17 protein-coding genes, 1 tRNA gene and 1 pseudogene are annotated in these 22,224 nt (G+C 66.8%); 9 read left to right on the forward strand and 10 right to left on the reverse strand.

All coding sequences use genetic code 11. The features are described 5' to 3' along the window. Positions 1-176 (forward strand): transposase (locus CCS01_RS17295; RefSeq protein ID WP_146101497.1); only part of this gene is annotated, 176 nt, incomplete at its 5' end. Positions 177-422: 246 nt separating this feature from the next. Here the strand turns inward: CCS01_RS17295 and ettA are convergent. Beyond that, a complete protein-coding gene (gene ettA / locus CCS01_RS17300; protein ID WP_104520027.1) occupies positions 423-2,102 on the reverse strand; it encodes an energy-dependent translational throttle protein EttA in 1,680 nt (559 codons plus the stop codon). Between the two features lie 89 nt (positions 2,103-2,191). Continuing rightward, positions 2,192-2,746 (reverse strand): Uma2 family endonuclease, encoded by a 555-nt coding sequence (locus CCS01_RS17305; RefSeq protein ID WP_239992212.1) that lies wholly within the window; start codon positions 2,744-2,746, stop codon positions 2,192-2,194. 165 nt (positions 2,747-2,911) lie between these two features. Between CCS01_RS17305 and CCS01_RS17310 the strand changes: the two genes are divergently transcribed. From CCS01_RS17310 to CCS01_RS17335, 6 genes are all read left to right on the forward strand, one after another. Next, positions 2,912-3,769, forward strand: coding sequence for a phytanoyl-CoA dioxygenase family protein (locus CCS01_RS17310; protein WP_104520029.1), 858 nt, complete (start codon positions 2,912-2,914; stop codon positions 3,767-3,769). Positions 3,770-4,727: 958 nt separating this feature from the next. Continuing rightward, positions 4,728-5,303, forward strand: a complete 576-nt coding sequence (locus CCS01_RS17315) for an STAS domain-containing protein (RefSeq protein ID WP_204848323.1) — start codon at positions 4,728-4,730, stop codon at positions 5,301-5,303. Then, positions 5,285-5,668, forward strand: a complete 384-nt coding sequence (locus tag CCS01_RS17320) for an STAS domain-containing protein (protein WP_104520031.1) — start codon at positions 5,285-5,287, stop codon at positions 5,666-5,668. The genes CCS01_RS17315 and CCS01_RS17320 overlap by 19 nt, the downstream gene beginning before the upstream one ends. A gap of 235 nt (positions 5,669-5,903) precedes the next feature. Then, complete coding sequence (locus CCS01_RS17325; RefSeq protein ID WP_158258453.1) at positions 5,904-7,151, forward strand: HlyD family efflux transporter periplasmic adaptor subunit; 1,248 nt, start codon at positions 5,904-5,906, stop codon at positions 7,149-7,151. A gap of 25 nt (positions 7,152-7,176) precedes the next feature. Continuing rightward, on the forward strand, positions 7,177-9,366 hold the full coding sequence (locus tag CCS01_RS17330) for a peptidase domain-containing ABC transporter (protein ID WP_104520033.1): 2,190 nt from the start codon (positions 7,177-7,179) through the stop codon (positions 9,364-9,366). A 396-nt stretch (positions 9,367-9,762) separates the two neighbouring features. Further along, positions 9,763-10,431, forward strand: a complete 669-nt coding sequence (locus CCS01_RS17335; protein ID WP_193540144.1) for a dienelactone hydrolase family protein — start codon at positions 9,763-9,765, stop codon at positions 10,429-10,431. Between the two features lie 82 nt (positions 10,432-10,513). Here CCS01_RS17335 and CCS01_RS17340 read toward each other — a convergent pair whose 3' ends face one another. Both CCS01_RS17340 and CCS01_RS17345 read right to left on the reverse strand, forming a co-directional pair. Next, complete coding sequence (locus CCS01_RS17340; protein ID WP_158258454.1) at positions 10,514-11,491, reverse strand: AraC-like ligand-binding domain-containing protein; 978 nt, start codon at positions 11,489-11,491, stop codon at positions 10,514-10,516. 664 nt (positions 11,492-12,155) lie between these two features. Further along, positions 12,156-13,118, reverse strand: a complete 963-nt coding sequence (locus CCS01_RS17345; protein ID WP_338049987.1) for a cytochrome-c peroxidase — start codon at positions 13,116-13,118, stop codon at positions 12,156-12,158. Positions 13,119-13,431: 313 nt separating this feature from the next. On the opposite strand from CCS01_RS17345, the gene CCS01_RS17350 reads away from it, so the two are divergent. After that, positions 13,432-14,100, forward strand: a complete 669-nt coding sequence (locus CCS01_RS17350; RefSeq protein ID WP_104520037.1) for a cytochrome b/b6 domain-containing protein — start codon at positions 13,432-13,434, stop codon at positions 14,098-14,100. A gap of 188 nt (positions 14,101-14,288) precedes the next feature. On the opposite strand, the pseudogene CCS01_RS17355 reads toward CCS01_RS17350, so the two are convergent. From CCS01_RS17355 to CCS01_RS17370, 3 genes and pseudogenes are all read right to left on the reverse strand, one after another. Then, a pseudogene (locus CCS01_RS17355) lies at positions 14,289-15,666 on the reverse strand (IS701 family transposase). A gap of 1,367 nt (positions 15,667-17,033) precedes the next feature. After that, positions 17,034-17,110, reverse strand: a tRNA-Ile gene (locus CCS01_RS17365). A gap of 49 nt (positions 17,111-17,159) precedes the next feature. Next, entirely contained in the window at positions 17,160-18,938 is a 1,779-nt protein-coding gene (locus tag CCS01_RS17370) for an adenylate/guanylate cyclase domain-containing protein (protein ID WP_104520039.1), read from the reverse strand. 273 nt (positions 18,939-19,211) lie between these two features. Here CCS01_RS17370 and CCS01_RS17375 point away from each other — a divergent pair, with 273 nt between their 5' ends. Beyond that, positions 19,212-19,844 (forward strand): hypothetical protein, encoded by a 633-nt coding sequence (locus CCS01_RS17375; RefSeq protein WP_104520040.1) that lies wholly within the window; start codon positions 19,212-19,214, stop codon positions 19,842-19,844. 26 nt (positions 19,845-19,870) lie between these two features. On the opposite strand, the gene CCS01_RS17380 is transcribed toward CCS01_RS17375, so the two are convergent. Genes CCS01_RS17380 through gnd form a run of 3 tightly spaced genes read right to left on the reverse strand, consistent with a single transcriptional unit; the run spans position 19,871 to position 22,139 of the window. Continuing rightward, a complete protein-coding gene (locus CCS01_RS17380) occupies positions 19,871-20,641 on the reverse strand; it encodes an SDR family NAD(P)-dependent oxidoreductase (RefSeq protein WP_104520041.1) in 771 nt (256 codons plus the stop codon). After that, on the reverse strand, positions 20,638-21,159 hold the full coding sequence (locus tag CCS01_RS17385; RefSeq protein ID WP_204848324.1) for a gluconokinase: 522 nt from the start codon (positions 21,157-21,159) through the stop codon (positions 20,638-20,640). The genes CCS01_RS17380 and CCS01_RS17385 overlap by 4 nt, the downstream gene beginning before the upstream one ends. Continuing rightward, positions 21,156-22,139 carry a phosphogluconate dehydrogenase (NAD(+)-dependent, decarboxylating) gene (gene gnd / locus CCS01_RS17390; protein ID WP_104520042.1) on the reverse strand — a complete coding sequence of 328 codons (984 nt, stop codon included), beginning with the start codon at positions 22,137-22,139 and terminating at the stop codon, positions 21,156-21,158. The genes CCS01_RS17385 and gnd overlap by 4 nt, the downstream gene beginning before the upstream one ends. Positions 22,140-22,224: the final 85 nt, after the last annotated feature.

A 22,224-nucleotide genomic window follows, 5' to 3' on the forward strand; every position in this document is an offset into this window, starting at 1 on the left:
CCAATCGCCGCTCGCCGCGGACCTACGACCGCGACCTCTACAAGGCGCGCCATCTGATCGAAAATTTCTTCGCCAGGCTCAAGCAGTTCCGTGCCATCGCAACCCGCTATGACAAGACTGCCCGCAACTTCCTCGCCGCGGTCCACCTCGCCGCCGCCGTCGTTTGGCTTAATTGACGACACGCCCTAGCTTAATTGACGACACGCCCTAACCATTCGAGCGGAACCATCGTCTCATTGTCGCGCCATTCTTCGGCAGGCTCTGGAGCTTCCTGCTATAGCACCTAACCATCCGGAACCCGGTTTCACGACGTTTCCCGCCCTTGGCATGGCTGGACGTCAATCGGACACGTCCTGGCTGGCAGCGCGCCAGCTCTGCCGGGTGACATCTGTATCAGGTGTCACCCCTCGCAGCCCCCTTCCCTACCGCGCCAGCGGCCGGTACTTGATCCGGTGCGGCTCGGTCGCATCCGCCCCCAGCCGGCGCCGCTTGTCCTCCTCGTACGCCTGGAAGTTCCCCTCGAACCACTCGACGTGGCTGTCCCCCTCGAACGCCAGGATGTGCGTCGCCAGCCGATCCAGGAACCACCGGTCGTGGCTGATGATCACTGCACAGCCGGCGAACTCCGTCAGCGCCTCCTCCAGCGCCCGCAGCGTATCGACGTCCAGATCGTTGGTCGGTTCGTCCAGCAGCAGCACGTTGTGCTCGACCTTCAGCATCTTCGCCAGGTGCACGCGATTGCGTTCACCACCCGACAGAATGCCGACCTTCTTCTGCTGATCCGAACCCTTGAAGTTGAACGCGGCGGTGTAGGCGCGGGACTGGATGGCGCGCTTGCCCAGGTAGATCACCTCGTCGCCGCCGCTGATCTCCTGCCACACCGTCTTGTCCGGATCCAGGCTGTCGCGCGACTGGTCCACATACCCCAGCTTCACCGTGTCACCAATGCGCAGCGACCCGCCATCCGGGTGCTCCTGGCCGGTGATCATGCGGAACAGCGTCGTCTTGCCGGCGCCGTTCGGGCCGATGATGCCGACGATGCCGCCCGGCGGCAGCTTGAAGTCCAGGTCCTCGATCAGCAGGTTGTTGCCGAAGCCCTTGCGCAGCTTCTCCGCCTCGATCACGACGTTGCCCAGCCGCGGCCCGGGCGGGATGACGATCTCCGCCACGCCCGTCTGCAGTTCCTGCGACTTCTGCAGCATCTCCTCATAGCGCTGGATACGCGCGCGGCTTTTCGTCTGGCGGGCGCGGGCCGAGGCCGCGATCCATTCGGATTCCGCCGCCAGGGCACGCTGGCGGGCCGACTCTTCCTTCTCCTCCTGCGCCAGGCGCTTGCGCTTCTGCTCCAGCCAGGACGAGTAGTTGCCCTCGAACGGGTAGCCGCGGCCGCGTTCGATCTCCAGGATCCAGCCGGTGACGTTGTCCAGGAAGTAGCGGTCGTGGGTGACGACCATCACCATGCCGGGGTAGTCGTGCAGCGTGTGCTCCAGCCAGGCGACGCTTTCGGCGTCCAGGTGGTTGGTCGGCTCGTCCAGCAGCAGGATGTCGGGCTTTTCCAGCAGCAGCTTGCACAGCGCCACACGCCGCTTCTCGCCGCCCGACAGGCTGGTGATCGCCGCCTCGGCCGGCGGACAGCGCAGCGCGTCCAGCGCGATGTCCACCTTGCGGTCCAGCTCCCAGCCGTCGTGCGCGTCGATCTTCGCCTGAAGGTCGCCCTGCTCGATCAGCAGTTCGTTCATCTCCTCGTCGCTCATCGGTTCGGCGAACTTGTGGGAGATCTCGTTGAACCGGTGCAGCGCGGCCTTCAAATCAGCGAACGCCTCCTCGACGTTCTCGCCCACCGTCTTGGTGGGGTCGAGCGGCGGTTCCTGCGCCAGGTAGCCGACGGTGACGCCGGGGGCGGCCCAGGCCTCGCCGCCGTATTCGGTCTCGATCCCGGCCATGATCTTCATCAGCGTCGACTTGCCGGCGCCGTTGACGCCGAGGACGCCGATTTTCGCGCCGGGCAGGAAGGACAGGGTAATGCCCTTGAAGACCTCGCGCCCGCCGGGGAAGGCCTTGGTCAGGTCCTTCATCACGTAGACGTACTGATAACTCGCCATGATCCGTCGCTTCTCGTTTCAAAGGGGGCTTCTAACGCGCATCCCGGCCGCTGTGTAGCGGCGTGTGCGTGTCAATTAGGGTGCGGGACTCACGTCGTCAGGGCCGTGGTCCGGTAGATGGCTGCCAATGGCGTGACAAAGCCGATGCTGGCCAGCCGCAGCGTATCGGCGCCGACGACGATCTCCGGCTCCTCCGGCCAGTTGCCGTCGGGGGCGCGGCGCAGCAGTTCGGCCTCGATCCGTGTGCTGTGCACCGCCAGGATCTCCTGCACGCTGGGGATCGTCGTATAGGCCCAGATATTGGCGCGCGTCTCCGCCTCGTTGCCGGGGGAGAGGATCTCGATCAGCAGGACCGGGTCCGGCACCATCTGCCCGAGCGCGGGCGGCGCGCAGGTCACGCCCAGGTCCGGGATACGGAAATTGCGATCGGAGCGGACCCGCGGCACGATCCCGGGCTGGCTGAGCAGGCGGCACTTCCCGCCCTGTTCCAGCAAATGGTTGCGCAGCAGCGCGCCGATTTCCGCCTGCAAAGCGGCATGGGTCTCCGACGCGGGAGCCATCGCCACCGGCTCCCCGTCGATCAACTGGTATGGCACGCCGGTCGGGTCCCCCGCATCCCAGGCGAGGAACTCCGTCACGGTCATGCGGGCAGGCGCGTGTTGGCGAAGGGCGACCATGGTGCAAGACTAGCATATCATCCGGCGGAAGACGACCCAAAGGTCAGGACCCACCCGCCATGGACGTCGACGAGGACAGGGTCGACCAGGCCGTGCTGACAACCGCCGGCAGTGAACAACGGGAGGACGACAATGAAGGCACTCACGCAGCAACAGGTGGACTTCTTCCGCCACAACGGCTTCCTGTTCCCGCTCCCCGCCCTGTCCCCCGCCGAGATCCAAACCTGCCTGGACGGACTCGCGCGGCTGGAGGCGGAGCTTGGCTGCGCCGTTGCCGATGCCGATGCGAAATGGCGCTCGCACGGACACCTGCACGCCCCCTGGTTCAACGACCTGATCCGCCATCCGCGCATCCTCGACGCCATCGAGGACGTCATCGGCCCCGACATCCTGGTCTGGACCAGCACCTTCTTCATCAAGGAGCCGCATTCGCCGACCTATGCCGCCTGGCACCAGAACGCCGGCTTTTTCGGCCTGGAGCCGCACGAATCGGTCTGCGCCTGGGTCGCCCTGACCGACGCCACGCGCGAAGCCGGCTGCATGGAGCAACTGTCGTTCCACGGCCACCCGCGGCTGTACCAGCACGCGCCGCTGGGCCTGGCGAACAGCATCAACCGGGCCGGCCAGACGATCATGGAGGATTTCGACCAGTCGAACCCGACGGCGATGGAACTGCCCGCCGGATCGTTTTCGCTGCACCACGAACTGGCGGTCCACCGCTCGGCGCCGAACCATGCGTCGCATCGGCGCATCGGCATCGGCCTGAACTACATTCCCGCCCATGTGCGGCTGAACAGCCCGGTGCGCGGCCAGGCGATGCTGGTGCGCGGCCAGGACCGCTACGGCCATTTCGACCTTGTCGAGCCCTCGGGCGGCGAGCGCGACGCCACGGCGCTGGCGCTGCACCAGGCGGGCACCGACCGCTACCGGGAGAATTACCGCATCCAGGTGGAGCGGCACCGGCAGCGTTTCGCGCAGGCAGCCTCATGACCAAGCCGCCGCGAAGCCGGCTTGCGGCGTGGCTCGCAGGCCGGTTTCATTTTAGCCGGAAGCGTCGGGAATGGCATCGCGAGGCTGTCTGCGAGCCTGTTTGATTGAATTGGGCTTTGAGTTCCGGAGGGCTTGCTGTCTGGCTGGAAACTGGCACCGCGGTCGTGGCATTCATGGTCCGGCTTGGCCGTGGTCGGGGATGGTGCGTCCCTGGTGGGGACAGCTTGGTTGATGGCGTATTTCTGTTCGCACAGAGATGGACTGAGGGCCTTGGAGGGCCGCAGAGCGTCAGGGGGATGTCGCGCAGGCTGGTGCGGATGTTGGCGTCATATCAGGCAGCTTCACCGATCCGGCCATGCGGCGGTGCCTGGCGATGCATGGTACGGCGGTGCCGGTTGTCATGCGCTTCGCGCTTAGCGCCCGAACATCTTCGCTGTGGCCCTCCGCGACCTTCTGCTTTCCTCTGTGGTTACATGTCAGGACGATTCACCCGCACGCCCGCCGCCAATGACCCTCAACCAACCGAAACGCAGACATAGCTTGTCCGCGCCGCCGGCGTTCAAATCATCGGCCGCTTGCGCAAGAGGAATTCAGTCAAACCGGCGCTGAATCCGGAACGGCGCCCGCTACCGCCGGCAACTCCCGGGCCGCCATGGCCGCCGGAAACCGCGTTGATCACGTGGCAGACAGAACCTCGAACATGTCCTCTTCTCCTTGCAATGAATGCCGTAGGCACCATGCCTTGGCGGGATCATTCTGTACTGCTCTGCACAGGGCGAGTATGAACCAGTCAACACGCCGTCCTGTTTTATCGTTACCATAGAACTGGCGCTTGCTGTGCTTGCCCCGACTTTTACAGTTTGATTGTGCAACTCGTTGGAGTCTCTGGGAGAATCCGAATTTTGAGGCTTTTGTGGTGCCAATGCCGCCTCTGACAGAAAAAGTCCGTGTCATATCAATGGCCTACGATGGGCTGATTCTCAGGAAATCTGCGCTTTTGCACCACACGCGGCTTCGAATCACGATTCATTCAATGTTTTCAGTAAATTGCGTAACCGAGCTGTGGAAGTCGGGCTTGCGCGGTCCGTGGCAGACCATTCTGCGCCAGCAGGAAGCGATCCGGGAACTGTCAACGCCGGTGCTGCAACTGCGGGAGCGGCTGCTGATCCTTCCTATCATTGGGCTGTGGGATTCGGTACGAGCGAAGCAGCTGACCGAAAACCTGCTGCGACAGGTGCGCGACAAGCGCGCACGGGTGGTGGTCATGGATATCACCGGCGCTCCAACCGTCGATTCCAAAGTCGCCGACCATCTGATACGGTCCGTGGCCGCGGCGCGGTTGATGGGCGCGCGGGTGATCGTTACGGGTTTGTCGGCCGAGGTTGCCCAGTCCCTGGTGACGCTGGGTGTCGATCTGAGCATGCTCATCACGGTTGGCGACCTGCAGGGCGGCCTGGAAGAAACCGAGCGAATCCTCGGCTATGAAACGCGGCGTGCGCCCGGCTTCCTGAAGCCATGCCGTTCCCCGTCCTGAAGCAGGGAGATATTCTGATCGTTTCGGTCCAGTCGGCGCTGACGGATCATGATCTCCTCGACCTGCGTGACACGCTGGCCGAGCGCGTTGGACGGGTGCGCGCGCGTGGCGTCATCATCGACGTGACCGCCATCGACTTCTGCGACATCGCCATGCCTGGTGGCATGGATGGCATCGCGCTCGCCGAAGAGGCGCGGCACATCCGGCTAGCGCTTCCCGTCGTGCTCACCACCGGCTACAGCGACGCCGTCGGCAAAAACTGGGCGGCCGCGTGCGGCTTCGCGATCGTTTCAAAGCCATATAAATCCGCCGTGCTCGGGCAGGTCATGTTGTCGCTGATCGAAAGAGGCTCGACCTCGGCCTGAAGCGGCGTTTCCGCCCACGCGGCCGCTCCCGCCTCCTCCCGGCCGTCCGCGCCCGTGCGTGCCGGGGTGCCGATGGTTCGCGCGGCGGCGGAACGTCGCCGGCACGGCGAACGCCCGAAATGGCAAATCGCGGAAAAATCGCCGGGAGTGGACCGCTCCACAGCCGCCACCGGTCCGCGCGGATATCATGCGCCGGTCCGCGGGAAATTCACACAAGGAAAACAAGGAGGCGCATATGGCCGGGTCGCTGTTCCGTGCGGAAGCGGTGGAGTTCCGGCGCAATCGTGCCTGGTCCGGCACCACCATCGCGCCGCCGCTGGCGATGTGGCTGCTGACCGCGTTTCTGTCCGCCTCCGTCTTTGCTGCCGGCATCTTCCTGTCCGTGGGAACCTATGCCGAGAAGGAAACGGTCTACGGTTATCTGACGCCGATCACCGGCATCGCCAAGCTGATGCCGGCCGAGCCGGGATCCGTCGCCGAGCTGTATGTCGCGGACGGCGAAACGGTCACCGCTGGCCAGCGCCTGCTGCTGGTGAAGACCGAGCGCCACGGGACACAAGGCCAGGGCGTCGACACCGCCATCCTGGCCGGATTGAAGGCCAAGCACGCCGCCATCGCCGATCGGCTTGACATCGAGCGGCACCATGCAGCCGAGCAACGGCAATCCCTGTCCGACGCCCTCGCCGCCCTTGAAGCCGACATCGCCACGCTGACAGACGCGCTCAGGACCCAGCGGCAGCGGCTGCTGGTGGCGCATGACCAGGTGGAAGCCGTTCGATCGACGGTCGCCAAGGGCTACACCTCGTTGACCGAGTTCCGGCGGCGGCAGGATATGGAGTTGTCGCAGCGCCAGGCGGAAACCGAGATCTACCGCCAGATCGCCGCCAAGGCGGTTGAAGTGCGCGCGAAACGATATGCCATGGCGGAACTGGACACCAAGACCGCCGACAACCTGGCCGTGCTGCGGGCGGCCATGGCCGACGCCGACGCCAGCCTGGCCGAGGCGCAGGCCAGGCAGGGCTACCTCATGACCGCGCCCATCGCCGGCCGGATCACCAACCTCCAGGCCTGGATCGGCATGGGCACCCGGGCCGAGGTTCCGCTGCTGTCGATCGTGCCGGACCATGCGCCGCTGGAAATCTCGCTGCTGGTGCCCGCCAGGGCCGCCGGGTTCATCGGCCGGGGACAGACAGTCCACGTCGCCTTCGATGCTTTTCCGTTCCAGCGCTTCGGGTTTTACAGCGGCACGATCGTTTCGATGTCTGACGCCCTGCTGAAGCCCAGCGAGACGGCCGGGCCGATGACGGTCAAGGAAGCGTCCTATCGCGCCACCGCCCGCCTCGATCGCCAGACCATCACCGCCTATGGCCACGAAGTCCCCTTGCGCCCGGACATGTCGCTGAAGGCCGACATCGTCATCGACCGCCGCAGCCTGGTCCAGTGGCTGTTCGATCCGCTGCTCAGCGCCCGCGGGCGGATGTGACAACGCCATCCAAGGAGGTTCCGCGATGACCCACACGCTCAGCCTCAATCCCCTGGGTGGCGCGCGGCTGCCGGACATCCGTCAGGCCGAGGCGGCGGAATGCGGCCTCGCCTGCCTCGCCATGGTTTCCGGCTACCACGGGCGGCACGTCGACCTGGCCACGCTGCGGCGGCAGCATCCGATTTCGATCCGCGGCGTCTCGCTCCGCTCGGTCATGGCGATCGCCAGCGAGATGGGCATGACGTCGCGGCCGCTGCGGCTGGACATGGACGACCTGACCGGGCTGAAAACGCCGGCCATCCTGCACTGGGACATGGACCATTTCGTGGTGCTGCGCCGCGCCTCCCGCCGCGGGGTGGACATCCATGACCCGGCCCTTGGCATGCAGCATTATTCCTACGCCGAGGCCGGCAAGCATTTCACCGGCGTGGCGCTGGAGCTTGCGCCGGCGGACACGTTCTCGCGCAGCAACGAACGGATGCGCCTGCGGCTCGGCGAAATCCTGATCTGGCCGCGCGGCACCCGGTCGTCGATCTGCCAGGCCTTGATCCTGTCGGTGCTGCTTCAGGTCTATGCCGTTGCCAGCCCGTTCTATATGCAGCTGATGGTGGACGACGCCATCGCCAAGAACGACCACGACCTGATGACCGTGCTGGCGGTGGGTTTCGGCCTGTTCATGCTGTGCAACGTCGGCGCCGGGCTGCTGCGCTCGCTGGCGCTGGTGCACCTGCAGACCGGCCTGGCGCTGGAAATGAGCGCCGGCGTGCTGCGCCATCTGTTGCGCCTGCCGCTGGACTACTTCGAAAAGCGCCGCACCGGCGACCTGATGTCCCGTTTCGCCGCGACCGACCCGATCCGCGACCTGCTGACCGAGGGCGTCATGTCGGCCGCGGTCGACGGCGTCATGGCGGTCCTGATGGCGGTGCTGATCTTCATCTACAGCGCGACGCTCGCCTGTATCGTCATTCCGGCCCTGCTGGCCTATGTCGCCCTGCGCCTCGCCACCTACCGCGCCCTGCGCACCCGCGCGCTGACGTCGTTGCAGGCGAAAGCGCGCGAGACGGGAATGTTCGTCGAGACCCTGCGCGCCATCCAGACGATCAAGATATTCAACCGGGAAAACGAGCGCACCGGGATCTGGACGAACTGCCGGGTCGAAGTGCTGAACGCCGACGCCGCCATGGCGCGCATGCGGGCGGGCTTCCGCGCCGGCAACGAGCTCGTGTTCGGCATCGAAAATGTCCTGGTGATCTACCTCGGCGCCGCGGCGGTGCTGAACGGCGGCATGAGCGTCGGCATGCTGTTCGCGTTCATGGCTTACAAGACACAGTTCGTCGACAAGGCCGCCCGCTTCGTCGAGAAGGCGATCGAGTTCCGCATGCTGGACGTGCAGCTCGAGCGCCTGGCCGACATCGTCGGCACCGAGCCCGAGCCGGAACTGGTGCGCCAGGCGGTCCCGGCCGCCTATCGCCGCCCGCTGCAAGGCGCGATCGAGGTCCGCGACCTGTCGTTCCGCTATGCCGACGACGAGGCGTTCATCTTCGAGAACGCCAGTTTCTCGGTGGCGGCCGGCGAATACATCGCCATCACCGGTCCCTCGGGCGGCGGCAAGACCACGCTGGTCAAGGTCATGCTCGGCCTGCTGCAGCCGGCATCCGGCGAGATCCTGGTCGACGGCACGCCGCTGCGCCAGTTCGGCGTCCGCGCCTTCCGTGACCAGGTTGGCGTGGTGATGCAGGACGACCAGGTCATGTCGGGCTCGGTCGCCGACAACATCTGCTGCTTCGACGAAACGTTCGACCTGGAATGGATGCAGGCATGTGCCGAAACCGCCGGCATCCATGACGAGATCATGCGCATGCCGATGGCTTACAACAGCCTGATCGGCGACATGGGCACGTTCCTGTCGGGCGGCCAGAAGCAGCGCATCCTGCTGGCCCGCGCGCTGTACCGCCGCCCGCGCATCCTGTTCATGGACGAGGGCACCTCGGCCCTGGACGTGGCGCTGGAGGCGCGGGTGAACGCCGCCGTCAAGGCGCTCGGCCTGACCCGCATCATCATCGCGCACCGGCGGGAGACGATCGCCTCGGCGTCGCGGGTGCTGACGGTGCGCCAGGGATCGATCGAGGAGCGTGAGAGTCCGGCGCGGTTCGCACAGGTGCCGGGGCATCAGCCTGCGCCGGCTCATCCCGCCGTGATCGATAGTGCCGGATGAAACCGGGGACTCTCTGCAACGGCTGCATGAAGCCCCGTAGCCGATGAATAGTGCCGGGCGAGCCGATTCAAGAATCCACTGGTGTCTAGAATGGCAATCATAGATCGTATCGTTGGCGACGATGGCGTTGCGGCAGACCTGGAACCGTCCCGATCCTGGTGCGCCTTTGACGAACGGGCCGTGGCAATCAGACTCAGCGCGAGGCGACACAGGCAACGCAGCTCTCACGCTGCCGTGCGGCATTCGCCGGCTACCGTCCGGCCTGGACCCGCGGATCTGGCGGACCGCCACGGCCGGGCCCGGCGGCATCGCCGTCATGCGGGATGCGGCGCAGTCCAGGTGGCGCCGTGCCGGTGAACACCCGCCGCAGCAGGCCGTTCAATCTGGGAGCGTCGGATGACCATGCTCTTGCCCCAAAGTATTGCGATGACCCTGTCGACCTCAGGCCGGCAAGGCCTGCTGGCGCTGCCGCCCGGCCGGGCGCAGGGACTGATCGTTTTTGCCCAGGGCTGCAGCCGCCCCAGCCCGCGCAGCGCTTACCTTTCGGAGTGGTTCCGGCAGGCCGGCTTCGCCACCCTGGTGTTTGACCTGCTGGCCGGACCCGAGGCGGCCGACGGGTCCAACATCTTCAACATCCCGCTGCTGGCGCAACGGCTTGACATGGCGGCCACCGCGGGCCGCCTAGCTGCGGCAAACCTGCAGCTGCCGCTTGGCTTTTTCGGGATCAGCACCGGTGCCGCCGCGGCCCTGGCCGCCGCCTCGGTACGCGCCGACGTCGCCGCCGTCGTCAGCCGCGGCGGCCGCCCCGACCTGGCCGGCGAGGCGCTGACCGCAGTCGCCGCCGCCACCCTGCTGATCGTCGGCAGCCAGGACCGGGAGGTGCTGGCGCTCAACCAGGACGCTTACCGGATGCTGCGCTGCGAACGCCGCCTGGAAACCGTTCCGGGCGCGACATGCCGGTTCAGGGAGCCTGGTGCGCTGGATGCCGTCGCGAGCATGGCCCGGGACTGGTTCCTGACACATCTGGCGCTCCCCGCGGCACGGATGAAGCAGGATTCCTGCTGACAGGCAAGGCGCCCGTACCGGACCTTGTCGTTACCGACGTGTTATTTCACGCTCGCCAGGGCAGCGTGCGCCAATGCCGTGATCACGCCCGTGCCATCGCGGTTTGCGGATGGAGATCATCCTGGCTGGCCCGGCAGGCGCGGCGGTAATCGCTGGGCAACAGGCCAAAGGCTGCCCTGAACCGCCGGCCGAAATGGGTCATGTCGGAAAACCCCCAGCCATAGGCGATCTCGCTCACCGTCCGGTGCGCCTGCAACGGATCCTCCAGCGCCCGCCGGCACCGTGCCAGGCGCCGCTCCTGGATCAGGCGGCCGATCGACGTGCCCTCCTGGGCCAGCGCCGCATTGGCGTACCGTATGCTGATTCCGGCGGCCGCGGCGACGGTGTCGGGGTCGAGAGCCGGATCGGCAAGGCGCGACTCGACCGCGGCGCGCACGTTCATGGCGGCAAGCGCCCGGGCCGACGAAACGTGCGGCATGCTCTCCATTGTCTTTGCCAGCGAAACGGCAATCAGGTCGAGTGCCTGGTCCTTGACCAGTTCCTCGGCCACAGGCCCCAGTTCCCCGGCACAGGTCGGCAGCAGGGCCAGGAACGCCGACGTCAGCCGGTTCTCGGCCGCCTCCGGCCTGATGGCGCGGACGAGCATCTCCGACGTCTTGCCGACACGAGCCTCCAGCGCGCGCCGCGGGATCTTGAGAAGAAGGAATTTCGAGCCAGGAAAGAACTTTCCCGACCATGGCAAGCGCGGATCGACCAACGTGACGTCGCCTGGACGCAACAGGACTTCGCGGCTGTTCTGCTCCAAAGCGAACGTTCCCGCGAGTTGCTGACCGACGATAAGCCTGTCGTCCTCCCAGGGCGCGTGCGAAACGCTCATTGGCGCGTTCTCGAACAGGCAGAGGTCGACCTCAGCCAGGGCTGCCGACTGGAGTTCGGCGTGGAAGGCATACCGATCGTCGGGCGTGGACTTATGCCGGATGATATTCTTGCAGGCGACTTCATACCAGAAATCGAACCGGTCCCGCGGGTGGACTTCGGCGGTCGAGAAGATCGTCTTCACAACTACCTCCATTGGATACTGGAGCCGGACACCGGTCAAGGGTGTGCCGGCTCATGCGCAATACTAACACGATCATGAGCCGCAAATGTGCCTGACTGTATCGTTGGCAAGCAAAGTATGGATTGCGGCTATCCCTGATCCGGTGCGCCTGGGAAAACCGGTTCATGGCAACGCCAGCAGGCGGCAGCGTGGTTGAGACGAACATGCGCAAAGTGGCGACTGCTCCCCACGAAAGTGGAGATGCGGTTCCGGGAGAGCGCGGTGGTGCCACTCAGCGTTGATTTCCCACGGTGGCGACTGGCCGGTAACGACGTGCCGGTGGCAAGTCCGCTTGTGTGACCGCAGAGTTAGCCAGCCGGCGCCGGCACCGCGATGGCGGAAAATGGCGGAATTCGCTGTTATGTCGTTATGAACTGGATGCGCCCGGCCATGACGACGGGCAGGCCGATTCCGTCGTTGCCAAAGCGCACGGTGACCGGGCTGCCGAGGGCCTGGGTCAGTACGTTACGCAGGCCGGCCACAGCGAAACCGGCGCACCCAGGATCAGCAGCCCCGGCCCCAACGAAGCGTCGAAGCTGTTTCCACCATCACCCATGACGGCCAGGCCCGCCGGCGCTGCGATCACCACGTCGCCCGCTGCGCCACGCGGACCGGCAACCTGCGGTCACGGCTCCGGCCGAGGCGTGGAGCCGACGCTCGGCGGCAGGATCGGATACGTCACCCGCGGCTGTTCGCCGGTCAGGCTGCCCAGAAAGGCGGTGATCTTGCCAACTTCGTCGTCAGTAAGCTTTGCGCCAAGCTGAACGTTCCCCATCACCGCCACCGCCTGGCGCAGGTCCCAGGCCTTGCCGGTATGGAAATAAGGCGCCGTCAAGGCGATGTTCCGCAGCGTCGGGACCTTGAAGACATACTCGTCGCTTGCGGTGTGGGTAACCATGAAGCGGCCCTTGTCGTTCGGCGGAAGCAGCTCGGCACCCGGCTTCTCGACCACGCCGAACGGCGCGTACATGCCGCCGCCGACATTGATCCCATTGTGGCAGTTCGCGCAGCCCTTGTGCATGAACAGCGCCAGGCCCGCCTTCTGTTGGGCTGAAAGCGCGTTGGCGTCGCCCCGCAGGAAGCGGTCGAAGGGCGCGTTGGGGGTGATCAGGGTCGCCTCAAAAACAGCAATGGCCTTCTGCGCATTCGCAAGCGTTATGGGATCGGGTACATCCGGGAAAGCCTTGGCGAAGGCATCACGGTAGCCCGGAATGCCGTTCAACTGTTCGGCCACATGGGCTTTGGGGGAGGCCATCTCCACGGGGTTGACCATCGGGCCACCGGCCTGCTGCTCCAGGTCCTTGGCCCGGCCGTCCCAGAATTGCGCCGTATTGAACACTGCGTTCAGAACCGTCGGGGCATTGCGTCCGCCATGCTGCCAGCGATGGCCGATGGATGTCGGTTCGGCATCGGCGCCCCCGAGGCCGATATTATGGCAGGAGCTGCAACTGATCGCGTGGCTCGCGGACAGGCGCGGATCGAAGTACAGCATCTTGCCCAGCTCGACCTTTGCGGGTGTCGCTGCGTTGCCCGGCAGGTCCGGCGGCGTCATCGGGATTGGCTGGAATTTCTTCTGCGCCGCCGCCATCAGGTCATCCTGTGCCAGGGCGGCTGATCCGAAGCCACAGCCGAGGCACAGCAGCGCAATCGCGGTGTTCCTGATCATGCGATTTTCCTCACTTCCGACAGTTGACGCCCGCAAGGCGGCGGCCCCATATTGCGACGGCAACACGGGACGATTTCGAAATAAGTATTCCGGTACAATACCGTATTGTTTGCGCGATCAGGAAAGCAGAGCCCGCCAGGTGACGCGTTGATGTAAGTCAACGCAGCCGCCGGTCGACCGTGTCAGTAGGCCAGCAACACGTGCAAGGTCCAACTGAGTTTGGGAGATCTGTCCGATGGCCATCAGTCACGCTGTGTCGAGATCTGCTCGCACTCCCCAGGTCCTGGTCTGGGATCCGCTGGTGCGGTGGGGGCACTGGCTGCTCGTTCTTGCCTTCGCGGTCGCTTACCTCAGCGCAGAGGAAGAAGCCGGTGGCCCAGGCGCATGGCACGTCTGGAGCGGATACGTGGTTGGCTGTCTTGTTGTCGTGCGCGTGCTCTGGGGGTTTATCGGGTCCAGCCATGCCCGTTTCCGCGATTTCGTGTACGGCCCCGGACAGGTGGTGCGCTATCTGGCCGATATGCTCACGGGCCATCCGCGCCGGTATCTCGGTCACAGCCCGGCCGGAGGCGCCATGGCGGTCGCCCTGCTGGCCTGCCTCGCCGGAACCGTCGCCACCGGGTTGATCGCGTACGGCGAGGAAGGCAACGGTCCACTTGCGGGAATCGCATCGGTTGTCACGACCTCGGCGCATGCGGATGAGGATGCCGGCAGCGCATCCGCATCGTCGCAGCGGGAACCGAAACAAGAGGAGGGGGCGATTGAGGAAGTCCATGACGTGCTCGCGAATCTTACCCTGACACTGGTGGCTTTTCACATCCTCGGCGTCATTGGCTCCAGCATCGTTCACCGCGAGAACCTGGTGGCGGCCATGGTCCACGGCAGAAAGCGGCCCGAGGCGTAGACCGGAAAGCCGGTCGTCCGATTGCGCAACAAGATGGGATGCGCGATGATTACTAATCTTACTGTGTCATTTTCTCATTCACTGCCCGAGGCTGCTGCCGCAGGCAGCACGGACATCTGGGCAGTGCGGCAACGAGGCGGACAGCAAGCTGCCGGCGGCTGGAGGCAATCGAGTGCGGCACATGCCGCTCAGGCCGCACCGGCAGCGCCGCGCGGCTGGAAACCGGCGGATAACGCAGGTGTTTCGATCCGCTTGCGGATGAATGGCCGCTGAGGGGGGAAAAGGCAGCGCTCGGCGATCAGAAAGCCGTAGGCTGCGATGCACAGGCTGGCGTGATGATGAAAGCCGCGCCAGTTGCGGCCCTCGAACTGGCCGAGGCCGTCGATCCGCTTCGCGGCTCGACCCTGCTTGAGCTCCTGGTAGTCCCGCTCGATCCACCAGCGCGCCTTGGCGATCCGCACCAGACGCTTCAGCGTGGCGCGCCGCGAGAGGTTGGAGAACCAGTACTTGGCCGGCTCGGCGTCCCCCTCGGGCCACTCGATCAGCAGCCACTCCTCCAGCCAGGGCTCACTGCGCGCGGTGTCGCGGTGCGCCGGGCGCACGCGCACGGCGGCGAAGCGCGAGCTCAGGTCGCCGTTCGTGCCCTCCCGCCAGGTCACGCTGTGCCAGTCTTGTGCCGGCAGGCTGAGCGCCAGCGCCTTCAGCGTCACCGGCCGGTTCTCCGCGTCGCGCCGCAGCCGGCTCGGCCGGCGGCCGCGGCCCGACCAGCGGCGGCAGCGGCCCGGTGCCAGGCGCCCAGACGCTGGTGCCCGGGCGCACGCCGAGCAGGTAGCGCAGGCCGAGATCAGCGACGCCGACACGGAAGTCGGTTTCGTCGCCATAGGCCGGCTCGCCGAGCACAATCCCCACCGGCACGCCGGCGGCCAGCGCCTGGCGAAGCTGTCCGAGCGCGATCACGGTCTTGGTCTCGAAGGTGATGGTTTCCGGCACCCCGGCCTTGTCCCGCCGGGGCTGATCATTGGCCCAAACCTCCGGCAGGAAGAGTTGGTAGGCAACCGGCAGGCTGGCATGGTCATTGGCCACCGAGAGGCTGACCGCCACCTGGCAGTTGTCCTGCTTGCCTCCGGCAGCTTTCCGTTCACTGGCGTGAACGGAACCTTGGCTGCCTCCGCCCAACTGGCCGCAGTACTGCCGCGTCACGCCAACGGAATGCTTGCCCTGCTTGGGAAAGCCGGTGTCATCGACGATCCAGTAGCTGATCGGCCCATGCCGCTGGATCGCCGGCAGCACCTCGGCCCGCACCGCCGCCAGCAATGCCGCATCGTCCCACGCGGCCTCTGCCACCACGTGGGGCAGCGACTGGTGTTTGGCCTGCACATGTGCCGGGTCGAGCCGTGCGGCCATCGGCTCGATGCTCTTGCGCTCGCCGGGCAGCAGCAGACCGGTGCAGTAGGCCCGCGCCGAGGCGGCGCGGCGGGCATGCCCCAATCCTCCGATCACCGCATCCAGATACGCCTCCAACCGGGCCTCGCTTGTCGGCGCTTGTCTTGCTCCTTGCTGTTCCATGCACCCTATGTGGGGTGGTTGTGGTCAATAGCTAGAGGATAGTGACACAGTAAAACTAAGGAGACGGTCAAACCCCTGCTGTCTGGCCCGTGCGGCAGTGAACCGCCCCTTTCGTCATGGCGGCTACCCGGGACAAGCCCGGGCACAGGCTCCGGGCCGCCATCCACGCCTTTGCTGATGGCGGCACCGCAAGGCGTGGATGCCGGGCCTTCGCCCGGCATGACGATCAGGGATGGCCGCCGATTGGCCGTCTCCTTAGTAAGTCGTTGCGGCCGCCGGAGCATCGTGCGCAGCGCAACGCGGACGGCCGCTGCCAACGGATGGCAGGCGGCACGCCAGTCATCAGTGCCCCCTGAGGAAGAACAGTGGAATGGATGCCTGGCCCGCCATTCGGCAGAGACATGGTCACGATCGAACCGGCCATTCATGACTGCAGTCCGTGCCTGGGGCCAGGCATCCGCCGGAGCGGCGCAGGCGGGCAGGATTATCCTGCCCTGCCCAGAAGCGCCGACATCAGCGTCCGCCGCCGCGTCCGCCAGCGCCAAAGCCACCGCCGCCCGGCATGGCACTGCCTGATGGCGCGTGAAGCCGATTGCGGTCACGGGCCTGGTTCCGGTCACGGGCCTGGTTCCGGTCACGGGCCTGGTTCTGGTTAGGGGCCTGGTTCTGGTTACGGACCTGATTCTGGTCACGTGACATGTTCTGAGCGTCGGCCGGTCTGCATGCTGCCGCAAATCCGGCCAGGCCACCCGCTACGACAGCCATCTGCCTGATGAAGACGCGGCGTGAACTCACGTCGCGCACGTTGGTCAGAGTTCGCATCACTCATTACTCCAGGCATATTTGGGCGTATCTGCGCCAGACAACATTATCCGCCCGAAGTGTCAGCTTTGTTGATATAGCTCAATTGTTCGACTGTACAGTCAGGCTCCGGCCACTGCTACCGACGCTGCGCCTGGCACCGCATGCGTTATTGTCCCAGGCCATCCAGGATGAATTGTCCGGCCAGGGCGCGGATCCGCGGCGCCATGGCCTGGCCTCGGCATGGCGGGATGGCCTGGCTGACGGCAAGCCTGGCCGTGCGACAGGCTGCCTGGGCCGTTTGCAGCGCGATCACGCTGAACCTCACCGTCCACGGTCTCGGACCGACGCGGCGGCGCTGGTTCGACTGTCTCCTCGGGCAGCCACCTTCGCCGCCTTCGTGTCGATGGCGGTGATGGCGGTGATGGCGCGTTCAGTGCCTTGGCCCGGCGGCGGCAGGAATCGCGGCCAGGTCGACGGCTTCGCGTCCGATTACGGCCACGGCATCGGGAGGTGCGCCAAACTGCACCAAACCCGCCCGGAAAGCCGCAGAAATGCTTAATTCGTGGTGCGCCCGGCAGGACTCGAACCTGCAACCGAGCGGTTATGAGCCGCCAGCTCTGACCAATTGAGCTACAGGCGCGCACGCCGCCCCTACATGCCCGGATTGCCCCCACCGCGTCAACGATCCGCTACGCCGGCAGGCCCGCCAGCCGCAGCCGCTGCGCGTACACCGCCCGGCACTCGTCGGTCAGGAACGACCGCCGCCGCCAGGCGCCGATATGGAAGGCCGGGTCGATCTCCAGCACCCGCTCCGCCGCCTGCTGCGCCTCGTCCAGCCGCCCCAGAACCGCCAGGCTGGCGGCCAGCAGCCGGAGGTTCGCCGCCAGGCCGGGGTGGTGCATGGCGGACATCCGCGCCCAGCGCGCCGCCTCGGCGTAGCGGCCGGCGACGTAGCACGACAGCGCCATGACGAAGTCCCGCCATGCGAAATCCGGCCCCAGCGCCGGCATCGCCTCGGCCTGTTCGGCATGGGCGACGGCGTCCTCGCCGTGGCCCATCTGCGCCAGCGTCAGCGCCTTCAGCCGCCAGGCCAGGCCGCAGAACGGCGCCTGGCCGATGACCCGGTCCAGCGCGGCGCAGGCCACGGCATGGTCGCGGTGCAGCATCGCGTGCAGGAACGCCAGCAGCGCCATCGCGGCGGGGTCGGTATGGTCCAGCCCGCTGGCGGCGTCGCCGGCGGCGCGCAGGTCTGCCTCCGGGTCGGCAGACCAGCCCTGGCAGATCGCCACCAGGTACCAGCAGACCAGGGCGAATCGCGTGCTGCCATGCGGCGGCGGCCGTGACCCGGCCTGGCGCAGCAGGGCCGCCGCCCGGGCGAAGGTGGCCCGCTCCGGCTGCACCAGCATGGTGTAGGCCCGCAGCGCGAGGTCGTGCGCCGTCAGCAGGCCCGGCTCGGTCAGCGCCGAGCGGTCGAGTTCGCGTTGCGCCAGCAGCGGCGGCACCGCGCGGGCGATGCGCGGCATGGCCTCCTGCCGCAACGCCGCGCTGTCGTCCAGGGGGCGGCTGAACCGGTCCGACCACAGCACCAGGCCGGTTTCCGCCTCGTTCAGCTCCACCGCCAGGCGCGCCATCCCGCGCTCGACGTCCACTGTGCCGTGCAGGACATAGCGGGCCCGGGTAATCGGGGGCAGGCGCTGCAGGTCCAGCGGTGCGCGGATGGTGACGGCCGGGGCGCGGCTGACCGCGATCCAGGTCGTCAGGCCGCCCAGCCGGCTGATGACGTCATCCGTCGCCGAGTCGGCGAGGGCCATGGCGTCATTCCCGGCGCCGGCCACCCGGAACGGCACCACCGCCAGCGCGGCGCGCGAATCCGCCGCCGGGCGGATCGCCGGTGGCCGGCGGACCGGGCGGTCCTCGCCACGCCAGCTTTCGCAGGCCTCGGCCGGGATCGCCACCGGCGGCGCCGGCAGGCCGTGCGGCACGGGCTGGCCCAGGGTGGTGGCCGGCACCGGAATGACGTGGCGAACCTGGTCGTGCAGCGACGCCGGCAGGGCAATCCCGCCGGGCGGCGCGAGCTTTTCCAGCCGCGCCGCGAGGCTGACGGCGGCGCCACCGACGTGCCGATGGCCGACGAGGATCTCGCCGGCATTAATGGCGATGCGAAAACGAATCGGATCGGCCGGGTCCGCCGTCCGCCGGGCGGCATCGGCCTGGATGTCGAGGGCGCATGTCAGCGCATCGACCGCGCTGGCGAACTCCGCCATCAGGCCGTCGCCGGCAAACGGGAAAATGCTGCCGGAGGCCAGGCGAATGGCCCTGCGCAGGCGATCCATGGCCTGGCCGGCACGACGATGCGCCGCGTCGTCGTCATCGCGCATCAGGTCCGGGTCGTCATCGATGGCGGCGGCCAGGATCGTTGCCAGCCGGCGCTCGGGCGGCGCCTCGACGGCCGTGGGTTTGCCTCGCATGACATGCTCCGCCCTGGACTCTTCGCGGGTTTGGCGAGGCTAGCGTAAACAACGGCGGGGCGGCAACCGCAGGCAATTGCCATTTCTGTTTCACAACTGCCTGACACAGGATTTTCCGGCGCAGGACTTCCTGGCGCAGGACAGGGCACCCCGAGCCATGTGTCCGACAGGCCAGGCCGTGCGAATGTTTCTGATGGTTACGGAATACTTGCTGAATTATAACGAACAGGCCACAGTGGGTCCGCTGGTCAACAAAGCGAGCGGAGATGGGCCATGCCGACACCTGAAGAAGCCGCCTTCACGAACGACCCGAGCGTCTTCATGGAGGCCAGTATCATCCGGGTCATGTGCGCCAAGGCGGTTGCCGGCCAGTACAATTTCAGGCTGGAGCAGCAGAACGTCCCAAGCGCCAGGAAGAACCGCAAGGGCGCTCGCATCAACTACTACACCCTGACCCAGAACGACGTCGGCGAGGTGCCGATGTGGTTCCTGCCCTACGCCGCGAACGACGTCCGGGAGTTCACGCTTCCGGTTATTGGTGCCGACCTGATGGTGACCGTGCAGCTCAACGGCTGCACCTTCGGGTACGCGCAGTCGGGCGCCAACGCCGGCTGCTACGTCACGCACCACAACGCGGCGAGACAGGGCAACAGCCCGGATGCGATCGAGGGGCAGCATATCCACAACCCGTTCGCCGATCCCTTCGAATATTTCCACCAGGATCGCTACCGCAAGCGTCGATGGGGGAAACTCGACACGAACTACTTCGCGACCATCGTCGGCAAGCGCGATGCCCATAACCACTGGCGCTTCTATGCGCAGAAGAAGAAACAGGTCTACAACCATTTGGCTGGTGACGCGCAGGACCTCTGGACGCTCAAGGGCGTCGTGGCGGTGAATCCATAAACAGCTCGCCGCGCCCGCGGCCGCCGCTACATCCGCCCGCCATCAACCACCCACAACTGGCTGGTGCACATCCGGCTGTCGTCGGACGCCAGCCACAGCACCATTCGCGCCACGTCCGCCGGCACCAGCTTGGTCTTGAGGCACTGCGCCTGCAGCAGGGCCGCCTCGGCTTCCGGGGTCAGCCACAGGTCGATCTGCCGCTGCGTCATGATCCAGCCCGGGATGATGCAGTTGACCCGGATGCCGTCCGGCCCCAGGTCGCGCGCCATGCCCTTGGTCAGCCCCTCCACCGCGGCCTTTGCCGTGGTGTAGGCCGGCATGCCGCCCTGGCTGGTGTGCCAGGAGATCGAGCCGAAATTGATGATCGAGCCGCCGCCGGCCGCGCGCATCTGCGGCGCCACCGCCTGGATGGCGAAGAACTGGTGGCGCAGGTTGGTCGCCATGCGTTCGTCCCAGTATTCGACCGTCATGTCCTCCCAGCCATGGCGCTGGTCGTTGGCGGCGTTGTTCACCAGCACGGTGATGGCGCCGAGCTGCCGGTTGATCTCGGCGATTGCCGCCCGCAGCGCCGCGATGTCCTTCAGGTCACAGCGCCGGTACAGCGGCGGCGCCAGGCCGTCCCGCGCCAGGGCGCCGGTCAGCGCCGCCGCGGCGGCGTCGTCGATGTCGAGGAACGCCACCCGTGCGCCCTGGCGGGCGAACTGTGTCACCTCCTCGGCGCCGATGCCGCTGGCGCCGCCGGTCACCAGCACGACGCGGTCGCGCAAACTGGGATAGGTGGCAAACTCCTGGGTCATGGCGATGGCTCCGGTATGCCGCGCGCCTGCAACTGGCGGATCGCCTCGGCGAGGGCCGCGTCGGGCGAGGCGCTGGTGTCGACGATGATGGGCGCCTCGTCCGGGCCCGGCTCCTCCAGCGTGGCGAACTGGCTTTCCAGCAGCGCCGGCGGCATGAAGTGGCCCTTGCGCCCGGCCATGCGCCGGGCGATCAGGTCCTGCGGCGCCCGCAGGTAAACCAGCACCGTGTCCGGACGCTTGCCAATCAGGATGTCCCGATAGGACCGCTTCAGCGTCGAGCAGGCGACCACGGCCGACTGCCCGCCGGCCCGCAGTTCGTCCATTTTGGCGGCGATCGCGCGCAGCCAGGGCCAGCGGTCCTCGTCGGTCAGCGGGATGCCGGCCTGCATCTTTACGATGTTGGCCCGGGGATGAAACGTGTCGCCTTCCAGCAGAGGCCATCCCTCGCGTTGCGCCAGTCCGGCCGCCAGCGTGGACTTGCCGCTGCCGGACACGCCCATGACGACGATGCTGGTCATGTCTTGCCGGGCTCGACATGGCCGCCGAAGCCGAAGCGCATCGCCGACAGCACCTTCTCGGCGAAGGTGTGCTGCTGGCGGGAGCGGAAGCGGGTGAACAGCGACGCCGCCAGCACCTCGGCCGGCACCGCTTCCTCGATCGCCGCCTCGATCGTCCAGCGGCCCTCGCCGGAATCCGCCACCTCGCCCGAGAACGCCGACAGATGCTCGTCCTTCGCCAGCGCGTCGGCGGTCAGGTCGAGCAGCCAGGAGGTCACCACGCTACCGCGCCGCCACACCTCGGCGACGTCGGCCAGGTTCAGGTCGAATCGCTCGTCGGCCGGCAGCGTGTCCGAGGCGCGGTTGCGCAGGATGTCGAAGCCTTCGGCCATCGCCTGCATCATGCCGTACTCGATGCCGTTGTGGATCATCTTGACGAAGTGCCCGGCGCCGACCGGGCCGGCGTGGGTATAGCCCCGCTCGGCACGCGGATCGCGGCCCTCCCGTCCCGGCGTGCGCTCGATCGTCCCCGGGCCAGGGGCCAGCGCGGCGAAGATCGGGTCCAGGTGTTGCACCGCGTCGGGGTCGCCGCCAATCATCAGGCAGTAGCCGCGGGCCAGCCCCCAGACGCCGCCCGAGGTGCCGACGTCGAGGTAGCGCAGCCCTTTCTCTGCCAGCGCCCTGCCGCGGCGGACGTCGTCCTTGTAGTAGGTGTTGCCGCCGTCGATGATGATGTCGCCGCGCGACAGCAGGCCGGACAGGGTGTTGACCGTGTCCTCGGTGATCCGGCCGTGCGGCAGCATGACCCAGACCGCTTTCGGCGAGTCCGGCAGTTTCTCCACCAGGTCCGCCAGGCCGCCCGCGGCGACGGCGCCTTCCCCGCCCAGGGCCTCGACCGGTGCCGGGTTGGCGTCCCAGACCACCGCTGAATGCCCTGCCCGCATCAGCCGCCGGGAGATGTTGGCTCCCATGCGACCCAGGCCGACCACGCCGATTCGCATCCTCAGGCCCTCCGTGACCATCGCTGCGCGGTACCCTGGCAGATGCTGGCTGCAAGGCAAGCGGGCGGGCGGTGGTTGCGGCAAA

The organism is Rhodopila globiformis (genome assembly GCF_002937115.1).
Lineage (GTDB): Bacteria > Pseudomonadota > Alphaproteobacteria > Acetobacterales > Acetobacteraceae > Rhodopila > Rhodopila globiformis.